Origin of the sequence: Bradyrhizobium sp. 138 (assembly GCF_023074075.1) — a bacterium.
Taxonomy (GTDB): domain Bacteria; phylum Pseudomonadota; class Alphaproteobacteria; order Rhizobiales; family Xanthobacteraceae; genus Bradyrhizobium.
The window spans coordinates 399,832-418,041 of sequence record NZ_JADPKT010000007.1 but is presented as its reverse complement, the minus strand read 5'-3'; the positions used below and the strand labels follow the sequence as shown (position 1 = coordinate 418,041).

22 protein-coding genes are annotated in these 18,210 nt (G+C 65.0%); 12 read left to right on the top strand and 10 right to left on the bottom strand.

Annotated elements, in window-relative coordinates; genetic code table 11:
• Nucleotides 1-25 precede the first annotated feature (25 nt).
• The 5 genes from IVA79_RS06475 to blaOXA all read left to right on the top strand — a co-directional run bounded on the left by IVA79_RS06475 (nucleotide 26) and on the right by blaOXA (nucleotide 5,038).
• Nucleotides 26-1,228 (top strand): RluA family pseudouridine synthase, encoded by a 1,203-nt coding sequence (locus IVA79_RS06475; RefSeq protein ID WP_247551114.1) that lies wholly within the window; start codon nucleotides 26-28, stop codon nucleotides 1,226-1,228.
• Between the two features lie 128 nt (nucleotides 1,229-1,356).
• Nucleotides 1,357-2,151, top strand: a complete 795-nt coding sequence (locus IVA79_RS06470) for an ATP12 family protein (protein ID WP_247551112.1) — start codon at nucleotides 1,357-1,359, stop codon at nucleotides 2,149-2,151.
• A 60-nt stretch (nucleotides 2,152-2,211) separates the two neighbouring features.
• Nucleotides 2,212-3,831, top strand: a complete 1,620-nt coding sequence (locus IVA79_RS06465; protein WP_247551110.1) for a flagellar hook-length control protein FliK — start codon at nucleotides 2,212-2,214, stop codon at nucleotides 3,829-3,831.
• Nucleotides 3,828-4,091, top strand: a complete 264-nt coding sequence (locus IVA79_RS06460; RefSeq protein ID WP_063195078.1) for an EscU/YscU/HrcU family type III secretion system export apparatus switch protein — start codon at nucleotides 3,828-3,830, stop codon at nucleotides 4,089-4,091. The genes IVA79_RS06465 and IVA79_RS06460 overlap by 4 nt, the downstream gene beginning before the upstream one ends.
• A gap of 128 nt (nucleotides 4,092-4,219) precedes the next feature.
• Entirely contained in the window at nucleotides 4,220-5,038 is an 819-nt protein-coding gene (gene blaOXA / locus IVA79_RS06455; RefSeq protein ID WP_247551108.1) for a class D beta-lactamase, read from the top strand.
• A 276-nt stretch (nucleotides 5,039-5,314) separates the two neighbouring features.
• On the opposite strand, the gene IVA79_RS06450 is transcribed toward blaOXA, so the two are convergent.
• The 3 genes from IVA79_RS06450 to IVA79_RS06440 all read right to left on the bottom strand — a co-directional run bounded on the left by IVA79_RS06450 (nucleotide 5,315) and on the right by IVA79_RS06440 (nucleotide 7,522).
• On the bottom strand, nucleotides 5,315-6,310 hold the full coding sequence (locus IVA79_RS06450) for a dienelactone hydrolase family protein (protein ID WP_247551106.1): 996 nt from the start codon (nucleotides 6,308-6,310) through the stop codon (nucleotides 5,315-5,317).
• Nucleotides 6,311-6,389: 79 nt separating this feature from the next.
• Nucleotides 6,390-6,983, bottom strand: coding sequence for a hypothetical protein (locus IVA79_RS06445; RefSeq protein ID WP_247551104.1), 594 nt, complete (start codon nucleotides 6,981-6,983; stop codon nucleotides 6,390-6,392).
• 137 nt (nucleotides 6,984-7,120) lie between these two features.
• Complete coding sequence (locus IVA79_RS06440) at nucleotides 7,121-7,522, bottom strand: DUF4260 domain-containing protein (protein WP_247551102.1); 402 nt, start codon at nucleotides 7,520-7,522, stop codon at nucleotides 7,121-7,123.
• A 149-nt stretch (nucleotides 7,523-7,671) separates the two neighbouring features.
• On the opposite strand from IVA79_RS06440, the gene IVA79_RS06435 reads away from it, so the two are divergent.
• Complete coding sequence (locus tag IVA79_RS06435; protein ID WP_247551100.1) at nucleotides 7,672-9,204, top strand: acyl-CoA carboxylase subunit beta; 1,533 nt, start codon at nucleotides 7,672-7,674, stop codon at nucleotides 9,202-9,204.
• Nucleotides 9,205-9,306: 102 nt separating this feature from the next.
• Nucleotides 9,307-9,654, top strand: a complete 348-nt coding sequence (locus IVA79_RS06430) for a hypothetical protein (protein WP_247551098.1) — start codon at nucleotides 9,307-9,309, stop codon at nucleotides 9,652-9,654.
• A gap of 120 nt (nucleotides 9,655-9,774) precedes the next feature.
• On the opposite strand, the gene IVA79_RS06425 is transcribed toward IVA79_RS06430, so the two are convergent.
• Both IVA79_RS06425 and IVA79_RS06420 read right to left on the bottom strand, forming a co-directional pair.
• The gene (locus tag IVA79_RS06425) at nucleotides 9,775-9,927 is read right to left on the bottom strand and encodes a hypothetical protein (RefSeq protein WP_247551096.1); all 153 of its coding nucleotides are present in this window, start codon (nucleotides 9,925-9,927) and stop codon (nucleotides 9,775-9,777) included.
• A gap of 72 nt (nucleotides 9,928-9,999) precedes the next feature.
• Nucleotides 10,000-10,653: a glutathione S-transferase family protein gene (locus IVA79_RS06420; protein WP_247551094.1), complete on the bottom strand. Its 654-nt coding sequence runs from the start codon at nucleotides 10,651-10,653 to the stop codon at nucleotides 10,000-10,002.
• Nucleotides 10,654-10,923: 270 nt separating this feature from the next.
• Here IVA79_RS06420 and IVA79_RS06415 point away from each other — a divergent pair, with 270 nt between their 5' ends.
• A complete protein-coding gene (locus tag IVA79_RS06415) occupies nucleotides 10,924-11,208 on the top strand; it encodes a twin-arginine translocation signal domain-containing protein (RefSeq protein ID WP_247551091.1) in 285 nt (94 codons plus the stop codon).
• Nucleotides 11,209-11,358: 150 nt separating this feature from the next.
• Here IVA79_RS06415 and IVA79_RS06410 read toward each other — a convergent pair whose 3' ends face one another.
• The 3 genes from IVA79_RS06410 to IVA79_RS06400 form a co-directional block, all read right to left on the bottom strand.
• Complete coding sequence (locus IVA79_RS06410) at nucleotides 11,359-11,607, bottom strand: hypothetical protein (protein ID WP_247008038.1); 249 nt, start codon at nucleotides 11,605-11,607, stop codon at nucleotides 11,359-11,361.
• A gap of 194 nt (nucleotides 11,608-11,801) precedes the next feature.
• Nucleotides 11,802-12,809 carry an alpha/beta hydrolase gene (locus tag IVA79_RS06405; protein ID WP_247551439.1) on the bottom strand — a complete coding sequence of 336 codons (1,008 nt, stop codon included), beginning with the start codon at nucleotides 12,807-12,809 and terminating at the stop codon, nucleotides 11,802-11,804.
• A 149-nt stretch (nucleotides 12,810-12,958) separates the two neighbouring features.
• Nucleotides 12,959-13,657, bottom strand: a complete 699-nt coding sequence (locus IVA79_RS06400) for an ArsR family transcriptional regulator (RefSeq protein WP_247551089.1) — start codon at nucleotides 13,655-13,657, stop codon at nucleotides 12,959-12,961.
• Between the two features lie 217 nt (nucleotides 13,658-13,874).
• Between IVA79_RS06400 and IVA79_RS06395 the strand changes: the two genes are divergently transcribed.
• Genes IVA79_RS06395 through IVA79_RS06385 form a run of 3 tightly spaced genes read left to right on the top strand, consistent with a single transcriptional unit; the run spans nucleotide 13,875 to nucleotide 15,431 of the window.
• The gene (locus IVA79_RS06395; RefSeq protein ID WP_247551087.1) at nucleotides 13,875-14,183 is read left to right on the top strand and encodes an NIPSNAP family protein; all 309 of its coding nucleotides are present in this window, start codon (nucleotides 13,875-13,877) and stop codon (nucleotides 14,181-14,183) included.
• Nucleotides 14,184-14,219: 36 nt separating this feature from the next.
• Complete coding sequence (locus IVA79_RS06390; protein ID WP_247551085.1) at nucleotides 14,220-14,570, top strand: antibiotic biosynthesis monooxygenase; 351 nt, start codon at nucleotides 14,220-14,222, stop codon at nucleotides 14,568-14,570.
• A 51-nt stretch (nucleotides 14,571-14,621) separates the two neighbouring features.
• Nucleotides 14,622-15,431 carry an isocitrate lyase/phosphoenolpyruvate mutase family protein gene (locus IVA79_RS06385; RefSeq protein WP_247551083.1) on the top strand — a complete coding sequence of 270 codons (810 nt, stop codon included), beginning with the start codon at nucleotides 14,622-14,624 and terminating at the stop codon, nucleotides 15,429-15,431.
• 52 nt (nucleotides 15,432-15,483) lie between these two features.
• On the opposite strand, the gene IVA79_RS06380 is transcribed toward IVA79_RS06385, so the two are convergent.
• Nucleotides 15,484-15,906 carry a hypothetical protein gene (locus IVA79_RS06380; RefSeq protein ID WP_247551080.1) on the bottom strand — a complete coding sequence of 141 codons (423 nt, stop codon included), beginning with the start codon at nucleotides 15,904-15,906 and terminating at the stop codon, nucleotides 15,484-15,486.
• A 193-nt stretch (nucleotides 15,907-16,099) separates the two neighbouring features.
• On the opposite strand from IVA79_RS06380, the gene IVA79_RS06375 reads away from it, so the two are divergent.
• Entirely contained in the window at nucleotides 16,100-16,741 is a 642-nt protein-coding gene (locus IVA79_RS06375; RefSeq protein ID WP_247551078.1) for a trimeric intracellular cation channel family protein, read from the top strand.
• A gap of 158 nt (nucleotides 16,742-16,899) precedes the next feature.
• Here the strand turns inward: IVA79_RS06375 and IVA79_RS06370 are convergent, their stop codons facing one another.
• Complete coding sequence (locus IVA79_RS06370) at nucleotides 16,900-18,126, bottom strand: c-type cytochrome (RefSeq protein WP_247551076.1); 1,227 nt, start codon at nucleotides 18,124-18,126, stop codon at nucleotides 16,900-16,902.
• Nucleotides 18,127-18,210 lie beyond the last annotated feature (84 nt).

The window sequence follows — 18,210 nt, the reverse complement described above, 5'->3', positions numbered from 1 at the left end:
CGGCTTTTAGGGTACGCAGGCAGCCATGAGCCGCCGTATCAAAAGAACCGATCCAAAGCCCCGTTCACGCGATGAGCGCAAAGAATCGCGCCCGTCCAAGGCGCGCAGCGCAAAGAAGGCCGGGCCACGTCCGGGCGGCAAGCCACCGCGCTTTACGGGCGAGCGCGCCGAGCGGCGTCCGCCGAAAGTCACGCAGGAAAGACCAGCGCCCGAAAAACCCGTCGAGGCACTGCTGCCGACCAAGGTGCAGACCGTCAAGGTGACGGCCGACGAGAACAACATGCGCGTCGATCGCTTCCTCGAAGCGCGTTTTCCCGGCCTGTCGTTCTCCCACATCCAGCGCGTCGTCCGCAAAGGCGAGCTGCGCGTCGACGGCAAGCGCGTCGACAGCAAGGACCGCCTGGAGGAGGGCCAGAGCGTCCGCATTCCGCCGCTGAAGCTCGATACGCCGAAGACGGGCGGTCCGCTGTCGGAAGCCGCGCAAAAGACGCTCGCCGCGCTGAAGGAAATGACGATCTTTGAGGATGACGACGTCCTCGTGCTGAACAAGCCGGCGGGCCTTGCCGTGCAGGGCGGCTCCGGCATGACGCGGCACATCGACCAGATGCTCGAGGTGATGCGCGATGCCAAGGGTCAGAAGCCGCGCCTCGTGCACCGCATCGATCGCGAGACGTCGGGTTGCCTCCTGATCGCCAAAACGCGCTTTGCCGCCTCGCATCTGACCGGCGCCTTCCGCTCGCGGTCGGCGCGAAAAGTCTATTGGGCGCTGGTGCCGGGCCTGCCGAAGCCGAAGCAGGGCCGCATCTCGACCTTCCTCGCCAAGGAGGAGAGCGAGGACGATACCATCATGCGCGTCGCCCAGCATGGCGACGAGGGCGCTAGCCACGCGGTGACCTATTATGCGGTGGTCGAAACCGCCGGCAACAAGCTGACCTGGGTCTCGCTGAAGCCGGTGACGGGCCGCACCCATCAGCTGCGCGCCCACATGGCCCATATCGGCCATCCCATCGTCGGCGATCCCAAGTACTTCAACATTGAGAATTGGCAACTGCCGGGCGGCCTGCAAAACCGGCTGCATCTGCTGGCACGCCGCATCGTCATTCCGCATCCGCGCGGCGGCGTGATCGACGCCACCGCGCCACTGCCGGCCCACATGCAGCAGTCGTGGAATCTGCTTGGGCTCGATGGGAGCCGGTTCGATCCGATCGAGAACGCGCCAGAGGAGTAGGGGCTCGCCGCGGCCAGCCTTGGGCCGGCGACCAGGGCCCGCAAGTTCCCTCATGCCCGCCGCTCGCTTTATCGGCCGCCGGACTTATCTTAGAAGCCCGACCTTCAGCGTCAGGGACTTAAATCGATATGCGTGAATTGTTCGAAGAAGCCGCGGGGCAAGCCCCGCCGGATCCCCGGGAATCGGCGCGCGCGTCGGCGCGTCCGCCGCAGCGCAAGCGCTTCTACAAGGAGGCCGGCGTCACTGAAGCCGAAGGCGGCTTCGCCATCACCCTCGACGGCAGGCCGATCCGCACGCCCTCCGGCCGCCAGGTGGTGATCCCAGCGCGGACGCTCGCCGATGCCGTGGCTGCGGAATGGTCAGCCCAGGGCGAGACGATCGATCCCGTGACCATGCCGCTGACGCGGATCGCCAACAGCGTCGTGGAGGGCGTCGTCGACCGCGTCGAGCTCGTCAGCGACGATCTCGCAAAATACTTCGAGTCCGATCTGCTGTTCTATCGCGCCGGCCATCCCGAGGGGCTGGTCGCCCGCGAGGCCGCGCATTGGGACCCTGTCGTGTTCTGGGCGGCGGAGGCGCTGGGGGCGCATTTCATCCTGTCCGAGGGCGTCATGCACGTGAAGCAGCCGGACGAGGCGCTGAAGGCCGCGCGCGCCGCGCTGCCCGGGGATGCCTGGTCGATCGCAGCGCTCCACATGGTCACGACCTTGACCGGCTCGGCGCTGCTGGCGCTGGCGCTGGCGCATGGCGCGCGGGATTCCGGCCAAGTCTGGGTCGCCGCTCATGTCGATGAGGACTGGAACGCCGATCAATGGGGCGTGGACGAGGAGGCAGCTAGCCGTCGAGCCACCCGTTTCAGGGATTTCGAGGCTGCCGTGGCGGTTTTAGCGGCCGTGAACGCACCCGCGGCCAAAGGTCCTTAACGAGAGGTTTACGACGGCGGCGTTAGGGTGGCCCCTCCCGTGCTCCCTTGGGCCCCTGAGATGCCGACGCCGGTCACATCCATCGTTCCCGTCAGTTCCGCCAGCCCTGTGGCTGATGCGGCGACGCCTGACCTCGTGCTTCAGGCCGGCAGCGTCGTCGATGCCAGGGTGGTGAGCGTGCTCGCCGACAATCTGGTGCGGATTGCGATCGCCAACCTCTCGATGGACGTGATGTCGGAGGTCTCGCTGACGCCCGGGCAGAATCTCCAGCTGGCGGTATCGCAGAACGAGGGCACCATCCGCCTCGCCGTGTTGGGCGGAGCAGGCGAGGCGGCCGCCGATCAGATCACGCTGACGCCGCGTGCGGCTTCGCTGGTGGAGAGCCCGCCGCTTGCACCGTCGGTCAATGCGGCACGCACTGCTCTGACGCCGACCGAACAGATTGCAGTCGCATTGGCCTCGGCCGAGGCCGCGACGAAGCAGGGCAGCCAGGCGCCGCTATTCGCCAATCTGGCGTCCGTCGTCACCGGCAGCAATCTGCCCGCGGGCTTGAAGCAGGCGGTGCTGGACGTATTGGCGCAGCAGACGCCGCTCAATTCCGGGCTCGATGGCGCCGATCTCGAGTCCGCCTTCCAGAAATCCGGCTTGTTTCTCGAGGCCTCGCTGGCCGCGGGTGCGAGGCCGCCCTCCGGCACGATGCCCGACCTGAAGGCGGCATTGCTGGTGCTGCGCCAGACCTTGGCCACGCTCGAATCCGCCGTGCCGCAGGCGCAAGGCGCCGCGCTTCCGGCCAGCACCACGGGGACACTGCAGGTCGCCGCTGTGTCCGCTCAGGCAGCAGGGGAGGCCGCGCAGCCCGCATCGCCGTCGACTGCATCTGAAATCGCCCAACAGCCGCAAATGCCGCGCAGTCCCAATCTCGCGGCCGCCGTTCTGGCCGACATGACGGCCGACGCACCGCAAACGGCAATACCGCGGCTCATGTCCGCCGGCCTTGCCGCGAGCCTGCTGCAGGAGGTCACGCAAAACCTGCCGCGCCTGACCGGCAACGTGCCTGGCTCCAACAGAGCCGTGCCCGACGGACATCTCTTCGAGGCAGCTGCGCGCGCGACACCGCCGCCGTTCCGTGGCGCGCTGCCATCTGCGCAATCCATTGCCTCGCCATCGCTCGTGCCGGACACGCCGCTCTCCGCGACCGTGCATCGCCTGCTCCACGAGACCGATGCCGCGATCGCACGGCAGACCCTGCTTCAGGTCGCTTCGCTTCCCGATCGCACTGACGCCAGCGGTCACCGCGTTGATCCGGCCGTGCCGCAGTGGAATTTCGAAATTCCCTTTGCAACGCCGCAAGGCACCGCGATGGCGCAATTCGAGATCTCGCGCGACGGTGCTGGCGAATCCGCCGACCCCGCCAGGCAAGCCTGGCGCGCGCGCTTCTCGCTCAATGTCGAGCCGGCCGGTCCAGTGCATGCGCTGATCACACTGAACGGGGACAAGACGTTCGTGCGGATGTGGGCGGAGCGGTCGGCGACCGCGCAGCAGCTCCGCGCCGGAATCGGTGAGCTCAATCAGGCCCTGATGAGGGCCGAGCTCAAGCCCGGCGACATCGTGGTTCGCGAGGGCACGCCACCACAACCGGCACCGGCCCGCGCCGGCCACTTTCTGGACCGCGCCACATGAGCGACCCCTCCAAGCTTGCGATCGCGCTGCATTACGAGAAGGGCTCTGGCGCGCCGGTCGTCGTCGCCAAGGGCAAGGGCACGATCGGCGAAAAGATCGTCGAGATCGCCAAGGCCCACGACATCCCGATCGAGGAAAACGAGGTCTTGGCCGGCGCGCTGTCCAAGGTCGAGCTCGGCGAGGAGATCCCGCCAGATCTCTACAAGGCGGTCGCCGAGGTGCTGGTGTTCGTGCTGCGGCTGTCGGGCCGAGGGCGGTAGAGAGCATGATCCGGAAAAGTGTGCAGCGGTTTTCCGAACAGATCATGCTCAAGACGTAACCCGTCATCGTTTGACCAGATATCGGCGGCATTGTAGCCGTCACCTTCATCGCTCAACGGAAACCGCCCTTGCTCACCCGCCGTTCCACCCTCGGCCTGCTCGCCGCAGCCGCTACACTGCCGTCACGCGCGTTCGCTCACGTCGCGCCGCCGCGCAATGAGATCCGCGAGAGCCTTGCCAAGCGCTTCACCGACCTCGGCACATCAGGCACCTTCGTCGGCTACAAGGTCGAGGACTATCTGATCGTCGCCAGCGACAAGGAGCGCTCGGGCGAGGGGAAGCTGCCGGCCTCGACCTTCAAGATTGCGAACTCGCTGATTGCGCTCGAGACCGGCGTGGTCACCGATCCCGACAAGGACGTCTTTCCGTGGGACGGTGTGAAACGGCAGATCGAGGCCTGGAACAAGGATCACACGCTGCGCAGTGCGATCGCGGTGAGTGCGGTGCCGGTCTATCAGGAGATCGCGCGCCGCATCGGACAGGAACGGATGCAAAAGTATGTCGACGAGTTCGACTACGGCAATCGCGATATCGGCGGCGGCATCGACCAGTTCTGGCTCACCGGGGCCTTGCGCATCGATCCGGTCGAGCAGATCGATTTCGTCGACCGGCTGCGCCGCCGTGCTCTGCCGGTCAGCAAGCGCAGCCAGGATTTCGTTGCCGACATCCTGCCGGTGACCAAGGTGGGCGACAGCGTCATCCGCGCCAAGTCCGGCCTGCTCGGTGCCGAGCGCGGCGAGCCCTCGCTCGGCTGGATGGTCGGCTGGGCCGAAAAGGGCGAGGCACATACCGTGTTCGCGCTCAACATGGATTGCAAGGAGACCCGTCTCATCAGCGAGCGCATGCCGCTGACGCAGGCCTGCCTTGCCGAGATCGGCGCGATCTAGCGCTATGCGCGGGCGCCTCTCTCAACGTCATTGCGAGCGTAGCGAAGCAATCCAGAGTCTTTCCGTTGAGGCGGTCTGGATTGCTTCGCTGTGCTCGCAATGACGGAGTATGTGGCGGCAACACAGGGCCCCATGTGCATCTCATGGTGAGCCGCCGTAGGGTGGGCAAAGGCGCGCCCTTCGCGCGCCGTGCCCACCATCTCTCTCGATCGCGAAAAATGCGTGGGCACGCTTCGCTTTGCCCACCCTACGGTATCGCGTGCGGGTTAGGCACACTCACCCCAGCCTAAACAAAACCTGCAAAAACTCCTCCACCGCCTTGCGCGCTTCGGCAGCGGTCTTCGGATTGCCGCCGACATGCGGATTGAGCTCGACACAGGCATCCTTGTAGGTGAAGGGCGCGTTGGTCTCGCCATTCATCAGCACGCCGCCGTCACCTTCCCTAATGGGACAGTTGCGCACGGTCTGCGAATTCGCTGATACGGCCACGGTGTTGACGCCGAGCAGGCCGCTGTCGAACCCGTGCGCGCTATCAGGGTATTCCGTCAGCACCACGTCGCGGCCCGCAGCCTGGAGCCGCTCGACGAAGGCCTTGCAGCTCCTCACGGGATTGTAGTCATCCGGCGTGCCGTGGAAGATGCGGATCGGCCGTGCGACGACATCGCTGTCGCTTCGATACGTCGTCGAGCAGTCCGGATAGAACGGGATATAGGCGGCGAACTGGATGCTGGATTTGTTCCAGAGCTTGTTGAAGCGCTCGAGGCTCGCATAGAGCGTCGCCTGTCCGCCGCGCGAAAAGCCCATCAGCACGACGCGGTCCGGATCGACGCGCGGGTGTCTCGCCAGGATTTCCAACGAGCGATAGATGTCGACGATCAGATTGAGCCTGCCAAGCAGCGCCTGGTTCGGTCCCACCATCGTCAGCCCGCGGCCGGTGAAACCGTCGATCACGAAGGTCGAGATGCCCATGGCGTTGAAGGCGTGCACCCAGGCCTCGGTGGTGGCGCCGACGCCGCTGGAGCCGTGCATCAGCACCACCACGGGAAGCTTGCCGATCCCTTGCGCGACGCGCAATTCGCCCGCCACCGTCACCGGCTTGCCGGCCGCGGCATCGCCGCTGAGGAATTGCTGGTCCGACAGTGTCAGCGAGGGGATCGGGTAGATCTCGGCGCGGGTGGCAACTTCCTTGGGCAAGGATTGTGCATTGGCGCCTACGCCGATGAACAGCGTTGTCATGCAGAACGCCATGGCGATGCGGAATGCCCTCGGCATCGGATCCTCCCCTGTGATTTTTATCGAGTAGAACAACAGGTTCGCGTGCTGTCAATTTGACGCAGGCCGACGGCGCGGCTCAGGCGGTGTCGGTCTGCTTCGCCGTCAGCGCCTGGTCGATCGCAAAGCCGCCGATCTCGCTCATCGCCTGCGAGATCACGTCACCGTTGCGGGCAAAGCCGCGCGAGAGATAATCGAACTGCGTCCGCGCCAGCCGCAGCACCTCAATCGGCACCGAGACGGCGGTCTCGTTGAGGCTGTCGACGGAGGCGCGCAAGCTGTCCAGCTCGCTCGTAAGCTTGACGATATGGCTCTCGGCATTCTGCATCAGGCCGATCAGCTTGCCGCGCTCGGCATCGAAGGCGGCGCGCTCGGCTGCGGCTGCCGCGGTGACCTCGGCAAGCTGCGCCTGGAGCACCTCGATCTGGCCGACCATGGCGTCGGAGGCGAGCTCGGCGGCCTCGCGCAGCTCGGCGTTGCGCGTGCTCGCGACCTGCTGCTCGTGGTAGAGCCGCTCGGCCGACATCGCCCGCTGGCCGAGCTGCTCGATCAGGCTTGCGGCACGCAGCAGCATTTCGCCGTTCCGCCCCGACACCATGCTGGCCATCCGCCGCAGGAAGTCGATGGTTTGGGACGATGAGTTCGGCGGCAGGGGGACGACCGTCGCGGACATGTGTGATGCCAAAGCCAGGGCCTTATGACCGCCGCCGTACCGACTGGGTTCACGCAACATTCGGCGCCTGATCGCGAGCCTGGAAGCAAGCCTGAATCGGCTGATCCGGTCAACCGGCCACGCCGCCAAATCTGAGGTCAGACCTCCTTCCGCCCGATCCGCCCCAGATGGGTGAAGCCGAACCCGGCCGAATATTTCAGCCCATAGCCCAGCGCCCGGTCGATGCCGATATGGGCGAGCCAGATCAAGGCGATGGACAGGGTGAGCGGTGAGGCGAGGCCAAAACCCAGTGTCAGCAGCGTCACCGGCGCCATGTAGCTGTGGGCAGCGTTATAGACCATCGCGCCGGAGCGCGCGTCGGCGAGGTATGCGAGGAAGCTGAGATCGGGGACGAAGAACAGCAGGGCAAACACCAGCCAGGAGCCGTCCCAGGCCCAGTAGAGCATCACCATGCCCGCGAACAGGGTCAGGCCCTCCAGGCGAAGCAGGGTATTGACGCCGCCCGTCGCAGCTCCTGTTTCGGTAGCTCGGTCGTCCATCTTCGTCTCCCAGGCAAAACTTTGTAATTCCTTGCGCTTTCACGCTGCTTCAGGGCAGCCCTGCGGCGCTGAAAGCCGCTTCCCGGGCCGCAAAATGCCGTGTTAGAACCCCCGCCAAGCATGTCCTAGTTAAGAACTGGCGGGAGCAAATGAAGCACATCCTGGACGCCCTTGAAGATCGTCGTGCCGGCGCAAAGCTCGGCGGCGGGGAGAAGCGCATCGAGGCGCAGCACGCCCGCGGCAAGCTGACCGCGCGCGAGCGCATCGAGCTGTTGCTCGACAAGGGATCGTTCGAGGAATTCGACATGTTCGTCGAGCATCGCTCCACCGAGTTCGGCATGGAGAAGACCAAGGTCCCCGGCGACGGCGTCGTCACCGGCTGGGGCACCGTCAACGGCCGCAAGACGTTTGTGTTCGCGAAGGACTTTACGGTGTTCGGCGGTTCGCTGTCGGAAACGCACGCGCTGAAAATTACAAAGCTGCAGGACATGGCGATGAAGGCGAGGGCGCCCATCATCGGCCTCTATGACGCGGGCGGCGCCCGCATCCAGGAAGGCGTCGCGGCGCTCGCCGGCTACTCCTACGTGTTTCGCCGCAACGTGCTTGCCTCGGGCGTGATCCCGCAGATCTCCGTCATCATGGGCCCCTGCGCCGGCGGCGACGTCTATTCGCCGGCGATGACCGACTTCATCTTCATGGTGAAGAACACCAGCTACATGTTCGTCACCGGCCCCGACGTGGTGAAGACCGTGACCAACGAGGTCGTCACGGCGGAAGAGCTCGGCGGTGCCTCGGTGCACGCCACGCGCTCCTCGATCGCCGACGGCGCCTTCGAGAACGACGTCGAGACGCTCTTGCAGATGCGGCGCCTGATCGACTTCCTGCCCTCCAACAACACCGACGGCGTGCCGGAATGGCCGAGCTTCGACGACATCGGCCGGGTCGACATGTCCCTGGACACGCTGATCCCCGACAATCCGAACAAGCCCTACGACATGAAGGAGTTGATCCTGAAGGTCGTGGACGAGGGCGATTTCTTTGAGATCGCCGACATGTTCGCCAAGAACATCGTCACCGGTTTCGGCCGCATCGCCGGCCGCACCGTCGGTTTCGTCGCCAACCAGCCGATGGTGCTGGCCGGCGTGCTCGACAGCGACGCCTCGCGGAAGGCGGCGCGCTTCGTTCGTTTTTGTGACGCCTTCAACATTCCGATCGTCACCTTCGTCGATGTGCCGGGCTTCCTGCCCGGCACCGCGCAGGAATATGGCGGCCTGATCAAGCACGGCGCCAAGCTGCTGTTCGCCTATTCGCAGTGCACCGTGCCGCTGGTCACCATCATCACCCGCAAGGCCTATGGCGGTGCCTTCGACGTCATGGCCTCCAAGGAAATCGGCGCCGACATGAACTATGCCTGGCCGACCGCCCAGATCGCGGTGATGGGCGCCAAGGGCGCGGTCGAGATCATCTTCCGCTCTGACATCGGCGACCCCGACAAGATCGCCGCCCGCACCAAGGAATACGAAGACCGCTTCCTGTCCCCCTTCATCGCCGCCGAGCGTGGCTACATCGACGACGTCATCATGCCGCACTCGACCAGGAAGCGGATCGCAAGGGCGCTGGCGATGCTGAAGGACAAGAAAGTGGAAGCACCGGCTAAGAAGCACGACAATTTGCCGTTGTGAGGGCACGTAGCCCGGATGAGCGAAAGCGACATCCGGGTCTTCTCTTCGTCTCGTCCCGCATGTCGCTCCGCTCATGCGGGCTACTAATTCTCTCTAGTTGGCATGACCGAAGACGATCCCACAAACGAAATCTCCGACATCGAAGATCGCATCGAGCGGCTCGCCGAGATCGCCGAGCGGTGCCGGAAATATATCCTGGCGTCCAAGATCGCGATCGGTGGCGGGGCCGCGTTGCTGCTGGTGACGATCCTGGGTGTGTTTGGCTTCGGCCAGACCGCGGCGCTCGGCTCGATTGCACTGGTGCTGGGCGGGATCGTCTCGCTCGGCTCGAACGTCTCTACGCTACGGCAGACGGACGATGCCATCAGCGCCGCAGAGGCACGCCGTGCGGCGTTGATCGGCAGCATCGACCTGCGCGTCGTTGCCGATGCTCCGCTGAAGCTGGTGTGACGCGTAGGGTGATTAGCGACAGCGTAATCCACCAAGGTATGCGTAACCGGATGGAGAAGTGGCGGATTACGCTGTCGCTAATCCGCCCTACGAAACTGACGCATCCAGCGCCAGCACGCTTCACGCGGCGGTCTTGAGCGTCAGCTCCGACAATTCAGCGCGGCATTCGGCGGCGAATGCCTGAAGGCGATCGGCGGTCTGCCGGTCGAGGATCGCCTTAGCCAGCCGCTCGGCGCGGGCGACCTGTTGCTTGAGATATTCGATGCGGGTCATGTGTCACCTTACGAATTGCATCGTTCCGGCGGTGATTGTACGGCCCAGGTGAAACCAGTTACGTGAGGCACGTCACACCCCACGTGCCTTATCCGCGGCGGCGAAATGCGCCAGCTGGTCCGCGTGCGCCTTGATGAATGCCGGGCGGCTGGTGGCGCGTGCGACGTAGGCGCGGCAGGCAGGACTATCCGCCAGGCCGCCAAAACCATCGACAACGCGCAGCACGTCCGACATCAGGAGGTCGGCGACGGAGAAGGAGCCGGCCAGCCATTCGCGCTTGGCCAACACCGGCTCGAGATACTTCAGGCGCAGCTTGAGGAAGTCGTCCACGAATTTCCACGCCGCCGTGTCGGTTGGATGTCCCATGAACTTCGACATGCCCCAGGGCAGGCTGGCCATCTCCACCGAATTGAGCGCGGCGAACACCCATTCCGTCGCCTCAACGCGACCGCGCGGGTCTGTGGGCATCAGCTTCTCGCTGAGCCCGCCGAGATGCAGCAGGATCGCGCCGCTCTCGAAGATCGAAAGGTTGCCGTCGGTCAGCCACGGAACCTGGCCGAACGGCTGGTGCGCGAAATGCGCAGGCCCCCGGTCGCCGAACGGAGTGCTCGCGACGCGATAGGGCAGCGCGGCTTCTTCGAGGGCCCAGCGCACGCGAAGGTCGCGAACGAAACCCCTGGGCATCTCGGGAACCCAATCGAACGTGGTCAGCGTGAGGTCGGCCATTCTACATCTCCTTGTCCCGATTCAGAGCAGAGGACGAGCGAGGGACGTGCGTCCCGACATCGGCCAGCTCTTTTTGTCGCCCGCAACTTATGCAGCTAGTCTGGCTCCGAACACAGGAGGAAACCCGATGCCGTCAGCCTTCTTCGTCGTCCGCGCCATTGTCTCCGACGCCATCTCACTTACAATCTGAACACACGATTCAGCCTTGGTTCATGTCGTGAGCGCGACACTTCCTCTGCATCACTTGCCCGGTAGCCCAGAGGACATGTCATGGAGCGTCGAAATTTTTTGAAACTTGCGCTGGGGGTGACGGCAGGCGCCGCCGCCTTCGCCGCGACCGCGCAGGCCGCGCCGCTGTCACCTCAGCCGCTCAGTGATCCCGCTCGCACGCCGCAAGGCAATCCCGACGCTCATCCCGCTGTCACCACCAGCGAGGAAGCCGCCAAGCTGACGCCTGAGCAGGTGCATTGGCGTGGGCGCGGCCGCCATTGGGGCTGGCGCCATCGTCATTGGGGTTGGCGTCGCAGGCGCTGGCGCCGCCGACATTACTGGTAAGCGCGCGACGTTCGTGATGGGACGGGGATCGCAGCTCACGGTCCCCGTTTCGATTTTCGCGGGGACGAATTGTCGGTAGCGTCCACCGAAAACGAAGATGGCCGCGCAGGCTTTCGCCGCGCGGCCATCTCGCAATGCGAATGGACGAGATCAGAACGGGCGGCAGCGGCCGGCGTACCAGCGGAAGCCATAGGGGCACACGCGCGCGCGCGGCACGACGACGACCGGCGGGGCGACCACCACGGGGGCCGGGCGCACCACGACCGCACCGCGCATCGGGCGGCAATTTCCATAGGGACCGCGATAGAACCCTCGGCCGCAGCCCTCGGCGGCGCTGGCCGCCTCGCTGAAACCGACGACCGCGCTGGCGAGCATGGCGGCGGCGAACAGGTACTTCATGTGATCTTCCTTCTCGTCCTTGGGGGGAAGTCTTTGGGAGTTTGGCGCTTGCGGCGCACAATGAATCAAACGACACGATTCGACACGTCAAATCGTGCAACACATCGACACGGCGCGATCCAAACCTGCCAATCATGACCTGAATGCGGCATGAACGTTCGCCGCATGCGGCCTAGGGCGACATGTCAGCGTTGCTAGCGGCCGAGAAAGCCCAGCACCAGCTCCCTGTACTTCTCCGGCGCCTCCAGGAAAACGAGGTGGCCTGTGTCCGGGATCACCTCGGCCCGCGCATTCGGCATCTTCGTGGCCAGCGTCTTCGCGAGCTCGGCGTTCTGCCCCATTTTTGCGCGCAGCGCCTCCGGCGCCAGCGGCCGGCCCGGCGCGTTGTGGTCATCGGCGCCCATGACGAACAGCGTCGGCACGGTGACGAGCGGGATCTCATGCGCCACGGGCTCGCGATGGATCATCTGCCCGGAACTGACGAAGGCGCGCAGCCAGCGCGGATAGTCGGGGCTGCCCTTGATGTTGAAACGCGCGTCGATGAACGGGGTGATCGCCTCGCCCGGTAGCTTGATCGCGTAGTTGGTCTGGAGCTGCTTGCGATAGCCTTCGGCGGTGAGCCTGTCCTCGGTCTCGATCATCTTGTCCGTCGGCGTCGGCGGCACAACGAGGCGGTAGTCTTCGAGCCCGATCGGCGCGGTCAGCACCAGATGGGCGACGCGGTCGGGATAGGCGCGGGCAATGCGCACCCCGAGCATGCCACCCAGAGAATGGGCGACGAACTCGGCCTTGTCGATCTTGAGGTGATCGAGCAGCGCCATGGTGTTGCGCGCCAGCGTGTCGAAATGGAGCTCGCCGGCCGGCTTCGACGATTTGCCGAAACCAATCTGGTCCGGCACGACGACGCGAAAGCCGGCCTCGCCCAGCATCTTGATCACGGGCGCCCAATAGCTCGACGGGAAATTGCGCCCGTGCAGCAGCACCACGGTGCGGCCGTTCGGCTGTGCGGGGGCCACGTCCATATAGGCCATGCTGAGCTGCTCGCCGTCGTTGACGAGCGGCAGGAGGTGCACGGGATAGGGATAGGCAAAGCCTTCGAGCGCGATCCCATAGGGTTCGCGCGGCGCGATCTCGGCTGCGTGGGATGCAAGCGAAATGCTCGACAGGGCAGCGCCGAGCGCGGCCGAGAAGATGCGGTTCATGGAGGTCTCCGTCATGGTCGGGCTTGTCCTAGCTTGTCCCGGGCATCCACGTGGCAGCCGCAATAAAGACGTGGATGGCCGGGTCAAGCCCGCCTATGACGACGGTGAGAGTTCACACGCGATTGTGTGCCGTCACGCAGCTTGCGTGATCAATCCTTGCCGTTGCCAAACAGCGCGGCAAACTGCTTCTCGCCGGTGCGCGTGAAATTCACGACGCGGCTGCCGGGCGTGGCGTCGCGCGCCGCCCATTTCAACTCGGCGAAGCGCTGCATCATGGCGGCCCCCAGCGTGCCCGCGAGGTGATGCCGCCGCTCGCTCCAGTCGAGGCAGGCCTTGCACACCGGGCGGCGCGGGTGGGTCAGCATGTCGGACGAAATCTGCAGATGTTTGGCGAGAAAGCGCTCGCCCTCGGCCGTCAGCTCGATGTCCTGCTTCTTCTGCCTGATCAGATTCCGCTCGCGTAACGAATCGAGCATCTGCACGCCGAGATCGCCGGCGAGATGATCGTAGCAGATCCGCGCGCGCCGCAAGGCCGGATCCTTGGGCCCGGTGCGCACGCGCATGTGGCCGGTCCGCGCCGCAAGCCCCGCCAGACCTTCGAGCACGCCGGCGACGTCGTCGTCGGTGAGGCGATAGTAGCGGTGGCGGCCCTGCTTCTCCGGCTCGACCAGCCCGCCGGCCTCGAGCTTGGCCAGATGCGAGCTCGCCGTCTGCGGCGTGATGCCGGCCTCCTGCGCCAGCTCGCTCGCCGTCAGCGCGCGTCCGTTCATCAGCGCGGTGAGCATGTTGGCGCGGGCGGGGTCGCCGACCAGCGACGCGACCATGGCGATGTCGGGTCCTGATTTCATGCTTCGATGGTAGCCGAAGCATTGTAGTGGGGCAAGGGCGTAGCGTGTTGGCACGAACACGTCATTGCGAGCGAGCCGAGCCGTAGGGTGGGCAAAGGAGCGTAGCGACGTGCCCACCATTCATCGTTGCGGAGAAACGACGTGGGCACGCTTCGCTTTGCCCACCCTACGAGACTTCGCTCTGCTCGCAATGACGACGGAAACAAAGGAGCCCATCATGTCCGTCACCGTCTTCATCCGCTACCAGCTCGACCCCTTCAAGCGCGCGCAGTTCGAGGACTATTCGAAGCGCTGGCTCACCATCATCCCGAAATGCGGTGGCGAGCTGATCGGCTATTTCATGCCGCACGAGGGCACCAACAACATCGCCTTTGGACTGATCACATTCGAGAGTCTCGCCGCCTATGAAGCCTATCGCGCCCGGCTGCGGCAGGATGCCGAAGGCATGGCCAATTTCCATTTCGCCGAGGAACACAAATTCATCCTCGCCGAAGAGCGCACCTTCCTGCGCCAAGTGGTCTTATGAGTGGTATTGTAAGCCAAATAGCAGCAGGAGATGCCCATGATCGTCGTGATCTTCGAGGTCTGGCCCAAGCCCGAACACCGCCAGGATTATTTCGACCTCGCAGCCGATCTGAAGCCGCTTCTGCAAACCATCGACGGCTTCATCTCGGTCGAGCGTTTCGAGAGCCTGACCGAGAAGGGCAAGATCCTGTCGGTGTCGTTCTGGCGGGACGAGGCGGCGGTTGCTGCCTGGCGCAACACGATGGAGCACCGCCGCACCCAGGCCAAGGGCCGCGCAAAGATCTTCGCCGACTATCACCTGCGCATCGCCAGCGTGGTCAGGGATTACAGCATGAAGGATCGCGCGCAGGCGCCGAAGGACAGTCGCGCCGTGCACGACGCGCACTAGCGCTGGCGTGAATGCGCGCCTATGTCATCGCGGCAAATACGGGAGAGAAACATGCATGTGACAACTGCTGACAAGCGCGCGACCTTCAAGAAGATGCACGAGAGCGGGTGCTTCATCCTGCCCAATCCGGTCGACGTCGGCAGCGCCAAGGCGTTGCAGCATCTCGGTTTCAAGGCGATCGCCTCATCGAGTGCGGGCTTTGCCTGGACCATCGGCAAGGCCGACAACCACGTCACCGTCGAGGACGTCTGTCAGCATCTGGCAGCATTGAGCTCGGCGGTCGATATTCCTGTCAACGCCGATTTCGAGGGCGGCTTCGCGGTCGAGCCGGACAGGGTTGCGGACAATGTCGAGCGCTGCGTGCGCACCGGCGTTGCCGGCCTCTCGATCGAGGATTCCACCGGCGACAAGGACAAGCCGCTCTACGAGCGCACGCTCGCGGTCGAGCGCATCAAGGCCTCACGCAAGGCGATCGGCGACAGCGGCACGCTGCTGGTCGGCCGCTGCGAAGCCTATTTGTGGGGCGTGACCGATCTCAAGCTCGTCATCGATCGGCTCGCCGCATACGCGGACGCCGGGGCCGATTGCCTTTATGCACCGGGTCTGAAGACCCGCGAGGACATCAGCGCTGTGGTGAAGGCTGTCGCACCAAAACCGTTCAACCTGCTGATCGGGGGTTCCGGCCTGTCGTTGCACGAAGCCGCCGACCTCGGCGTACGCCGGATCAGCGTCGGCGGCTCGCTCGCCCGCGCCGCCTGGGGCGGCTTCATGCGCGCGGCAAAGGAGATGGCGGAGAAGGGCACATTCACCGAGCTCGGCGGCGGCTATTCCGGCGGCGAACTCAACAAGATGTTCAGCTAGCAAACGAAGAGCGGCGGGACATTGTCCCGCCGCTCTCACGTTTCATTGCGGACTATTGCTTCGCGCCGTCAGACGGCGTCTGCGTATCCGGCGCCGGCTTTGCAGCAGGCGTATCCGGGGCGGCCGGCCTGCTCGGCGCCGCGCCCGTGGTCGTGCCCGGGCCGGTGTTGGTGCGCGGCGTCACGTCGCGCATGCCGGGAGGCGCCGCCGGATTGGTGGGCTGCGTCTGTGCCGTCTGCGAGGCCGGTGCGTTGCTGGCCTCATTGGTCGTGCTGGTATTGTTCAGGCCGTAGAACACGGCACCCAGCACCAGTGCGATCGCAACGGCGAACAACGCAACCTTGCCGCTGGAGGCGGGGCCTTCGCCAAGCTCGGGATCGGCCTGAAGGTCGGCATCCCGGCGCGCCGCGCGAAGATACTCATCGTCGGCGAGGTTCGGGCGGTACGGATCGTTGGGAAAACGGTCGTCAGCCATCGATTAGGTCTCCTCGGTTATGACATCCGGACAACCCGTGGATGCGAGATTCTGTTCCGCGCTCCCTGTGCTTTCGTCGGATGTTGCCCTCATGCCGGGAATCGGGAACCTGTTGGGCAGGGAACTGGACGCGAGTTCCATGGCCGCGACGAGGGGAACAAGCCCAAGGGGAATTAGCCAAGGGGAATTAGCTATGTGGAGCCTGCCGCCGACAGATAGCGTGCTGCACCTTCTGGGATACGTCGCCATCACGGCAGAGGGCATGACCGCAGCGTTGGCCGCCGGCCGGCGCAGCATGGACTATGTCGGCGTTTGCCTTCTGGCCTGCGTCACCGCGCTCGGCGGCGGCACGCTGCGCGATTTGTTTCTCGGTCACTATCCGCTGGTGTGGGTGGCCAACCCGATCTACCTCGCGCTGCCGGGTAGCGCGGCGCTGCTCACCATCCTGATCGCGCGGCTGGTGCATCGGCTGCACCTCGCCTTCATCGTGCTCGATGCCATTGGCCTCGTCGTCTTCACCATGATCGGCTGCAATGTCGGCTGGCAGATGGATGCCTCGCTGCCGATCGTGATCGTCGCGGGCATGGTGACGGGCTGCGCCGGCGGCGTGCTCCGCGACGTGCTCTGCAACGACGTGCCGCTCTTGTTCCGATCCGAGCTCTACGCCAGCGTCTCGGTGGTGACAGGCCTGTTCTATGCCACGGCGTTCGGCCTCAATCTCAATGCCGAGCTCTGGACGATCCTGACCTTCGTGCTCGGGCTCAGCTTCCGCCTGCTCGCGGTGCGCTACCGATGGGAGATGCCGAAATTCGTGTTCACCGGAGATGAGCGGTAACCTTTCGCAGCTCCATCCACGTCGACATTGCGAGCGCAGCGACTTGTCCGCCGAAGCCTTGGCGAAGGCGGACGCAATCCAGAATCCCTCGGCGGTGGCAGACTGGATTGCTTCGTCGCAAGGGCTCCTCGCAATGACGCGGAGGAGGCGCCGGTGAGCTACTCCTGACTCTTCCTCGCCTTCGCCACCTGTGCCGGGGTCACCAGCACGCCGGCATTGCCCCAGGAATTGCGGATGTAGTTCGTCACCGCCGCGATCTCCTCATTGGACAGCTGCTTGGCATAGCCCGGCATCTCGCCGGTGTTGGGCGCGCGCGGCGTCGTCACGGTGTGGGCGCCGTCGAGGATGATGCGCAAGGTGGAGGACGGATTGATCGATTGCAGCAGCGCGTTGCCGGGCAGCGGCGGATAGATCCGGGGCGCGCCCGAGCCGTCGGCTTCATGGCAGGCGATGCAGAGTTTTGCGTAGACCGCTTGCCCGGCCTTCATCTCGGTCTCGTCAGGCGGCGTCACGATGGTCTCGCGCCGTGCCGGCGGCAGGCTCTTCAGGTAAACCGCGATTGCGCGCACATCGGCATCGCTCATCTTCGAGGTCGAGTTGACGATGACCTCCGCCATCGGTCCGTCGGCGTGGCTCCTGGCGTTGCGTCCGCTCTGCAGATATTCCGTGATGTCAGCCTCGCTCCACGATTTCAGCCCGGTGCGGGTGGCGCCATCGAGGCGCGGGGCGAACCAGCCGCCGATCTCATTGCCGGACAGCGCCTGCGCGTCCCTGTCGGCACCGAAATAATTTTTCGGCGTGTGGCAGGCGCCGCAATGGCCGAGTCCGGTGACGAGATAGCCGCCTCTGTTCCACGCCGCGCTCTTGCTCTGGTCTGGCTCGAACAGGCCGGGCTTGAAATACATCGCATTCCAGAACCGCATCAGGCCGCGATAGCCGAACGGCCAGCGCAGCTCCGGCGGCTTGTTGCGGCTCACGACGGGCGCGAGCGTGCCGAGATAGGCACGGATCGCCAGCGTGTCGTCCTTCGTCATCTTCGTGAAGTAGCGATAGGGAAACGCCGGGTAATAGTTCGAACCGTCAGGCGCGATGCCGGTGCGCACCGCGCGCACGAAATCGGCGTCACCCCAGGCGCCGATCCCGGTGTCGCGGTCCGGGGTCAGGTTCGGCGCAAAGATCGCGCCGAAGGGCGTGTCGATGCGCTTGCCGCCAGCGAACGGTTTTGCGGGATCGGCGGTGTGGCAACCCGCGCAGTCGCCGGCCTCGACCAGCGTCTTGCCGTAGGCGATCAGCTCCGGCGACGGCTCTACCGCGCGCGCCACGCCTGCAACCGCACTGCACAACGCCAAGCCCGCAAGCGCCCAGCCAGCCAGAATCGTCCGCATCAAGCCACTCCTGCGACCCATCGCCCGCATCCCGCGCGAGGCGGCATCCATTCATTTCGCCACAGTGGGGGTATGGTGACACAA

What these genes read in the sequence shown, in the direction of transcription:
- IVA79_RS06420 (WP_247551094.1), bottom strand. Translation starts at nt 10,653, where the DNA reads ATGGCCGACCTCACGCTGACCACGTTCGATTGGGTTCCCGAGATGCCC.
- IVA79_RS06395 (WP_247551087.1), top strand. Translation starts at nt 13,875, where the DNA reads ATGTCCGTCACCGTCTTCATCCGCTACCAGCTCGACCCCTTCAAGCGC.
- IVA79_RS06400 (WP_247551089.1), bottom strand. Translation starts at nt 13,657, where the DNA reads ATGAAATCAGGACCCGACATCGCCATGGTCGCGTCGCTGGTCGGCGAC.
- IVA79_RS06475 (WP_247551114.1), top strand. Translation starts at nt 26, where the DNA reads ATGAGCCGCCGTATCAAAAGAACCGATCCAAAGCCCCGTTCACGCGAT.
- IVA79_RS06435 (WP_247551100.1), top strand. Translation starts at nt 7,672, where the DNA reads ATGAAGCACATCCTGGACGCCCTTGAAGATCGTCGTGCCGGCGCAAAG.
- IVA79_RS06440 (WP_247551102.1), bottom strand. Translation starts at nt 7,522, where the DNA reads ATGGACGACCGAGCTACCGAAACAGGAGCTGCGACGGGCGGCGTCAAT.
- IVA79_RS06385 (WP_247551083.1), top strand. Translation starts at nt 14,622, where the DNA reads ATGCATGTGACAACTGCTGACAAGCGCGCGACCTTCAAGAAGATGCAC.
- IVA79_RS06390 (WP_247551085.1), top strand. Translation starts at nt 14,220, where the DNA reads ATGATCGTCGTGATCTTCGAGGTCTGGCCCAAGCCCGAACACCGCCAG.
- IVA79_RS06370 (WP_247551076.1), bottom strand. Translation starts at nt 18,126, where the DNA reads ATGCGGACGATTCTGGCTGGCTGGGCGCTTGCGGGCTTGGCGTTGTGC.
- IVA79_RS06450 (WP_247551106.1), bottom strand. Translation starts at nt 6,310, where the DNA reads ATGCCGAGGGCATTCCGCATCGCCATGGCGTTCTGCATGACAACGCTG.
- IVA79_RS06410 (WP_247008038.1), bottom strand. Translation starts at nt 11,607, where the DNA reads ATGAAGTACCTGTTCGCCGCCGCCATGCTCGCCAGCGCGGTCGTCGGT.
- IVA79_RS06465 (WP_247551110.1), top strand. Translation starts at nt 2,212, where the DNA reads ATGCCGACGCCGGTCACATCCATCGTTCCCGTCAGTTCCGCCAGCCCT.
- IVA79_RS06470 (WP_247551112.1), top strand. Translation starts at nt 1,357, where the DNA reads ATGCGTGAATTGTTCGAAGAAGCCGCGGGGCAAGCCCCGCCGGATCCC.
- IVA79_RS06375 (WP_247551078.1), top strand. Translation starts at nt 16,100, where the DNA reads ATGTGGAGCCTGCCGCCGACAGATAGCGTGCTGCACCTTCTGGGATAC.
- IVA79_RS06425 (WP_247551096.1), bottom strand. Translation starts at nt 9,927, where the DNA reads ATGACCCGCATCGAATATCTCAAGCAACAGGTCGCCCGCGCCGAGCGG.
- IVA79_RS06405 (WP_247551439.1), bottom strand. Translation starts at nt 12,809, where the DNA reads ATGAACCGCATCTTCTCGGCCGCGCTCGGCGCTGCCCTGTCGAGCATT.
- IVA79_RS06460 (WP_063195078.1), top strand. Translation starts at nt 3,828, where the DNA reads ATGAGCGACCCCTCCAAGCTTGCGATCGCGCTGCATTACGAGAAGGGC.
- IVA79_RS06445 (WP_247551104.1), bottom strand. Translation starts at nt 6,983, where the DNA reads ATGTCCGCGACGGTCGTCCCCCTGCCGCCGAACTCATCGTCCCAAACC.
- IVA79_RS06430 (WP_247551098.1), top strand. Translation starts at nt 9,307, where the DNA reads ATGACCGAAGACGATCCCACAAACGAAATCTCCGACATCGAAGATCGC.
- IVA79_RS06380 (WP_247551080.1), bottom strand. Translation starts at nt 15,906, where the DNA reads ATGGCTGACGACCGTTTTCCCAACGATCCGTACCGCCCGAACCTCGCC.
- IVA79_RS06415 (WP_247551091.1), top strand. Translation starts at nt 10,924, where the DNA reads ATGGAGCGTCGAAATTTTTTGAAACTTGCGCTGGGGGTGACGGCAGGC.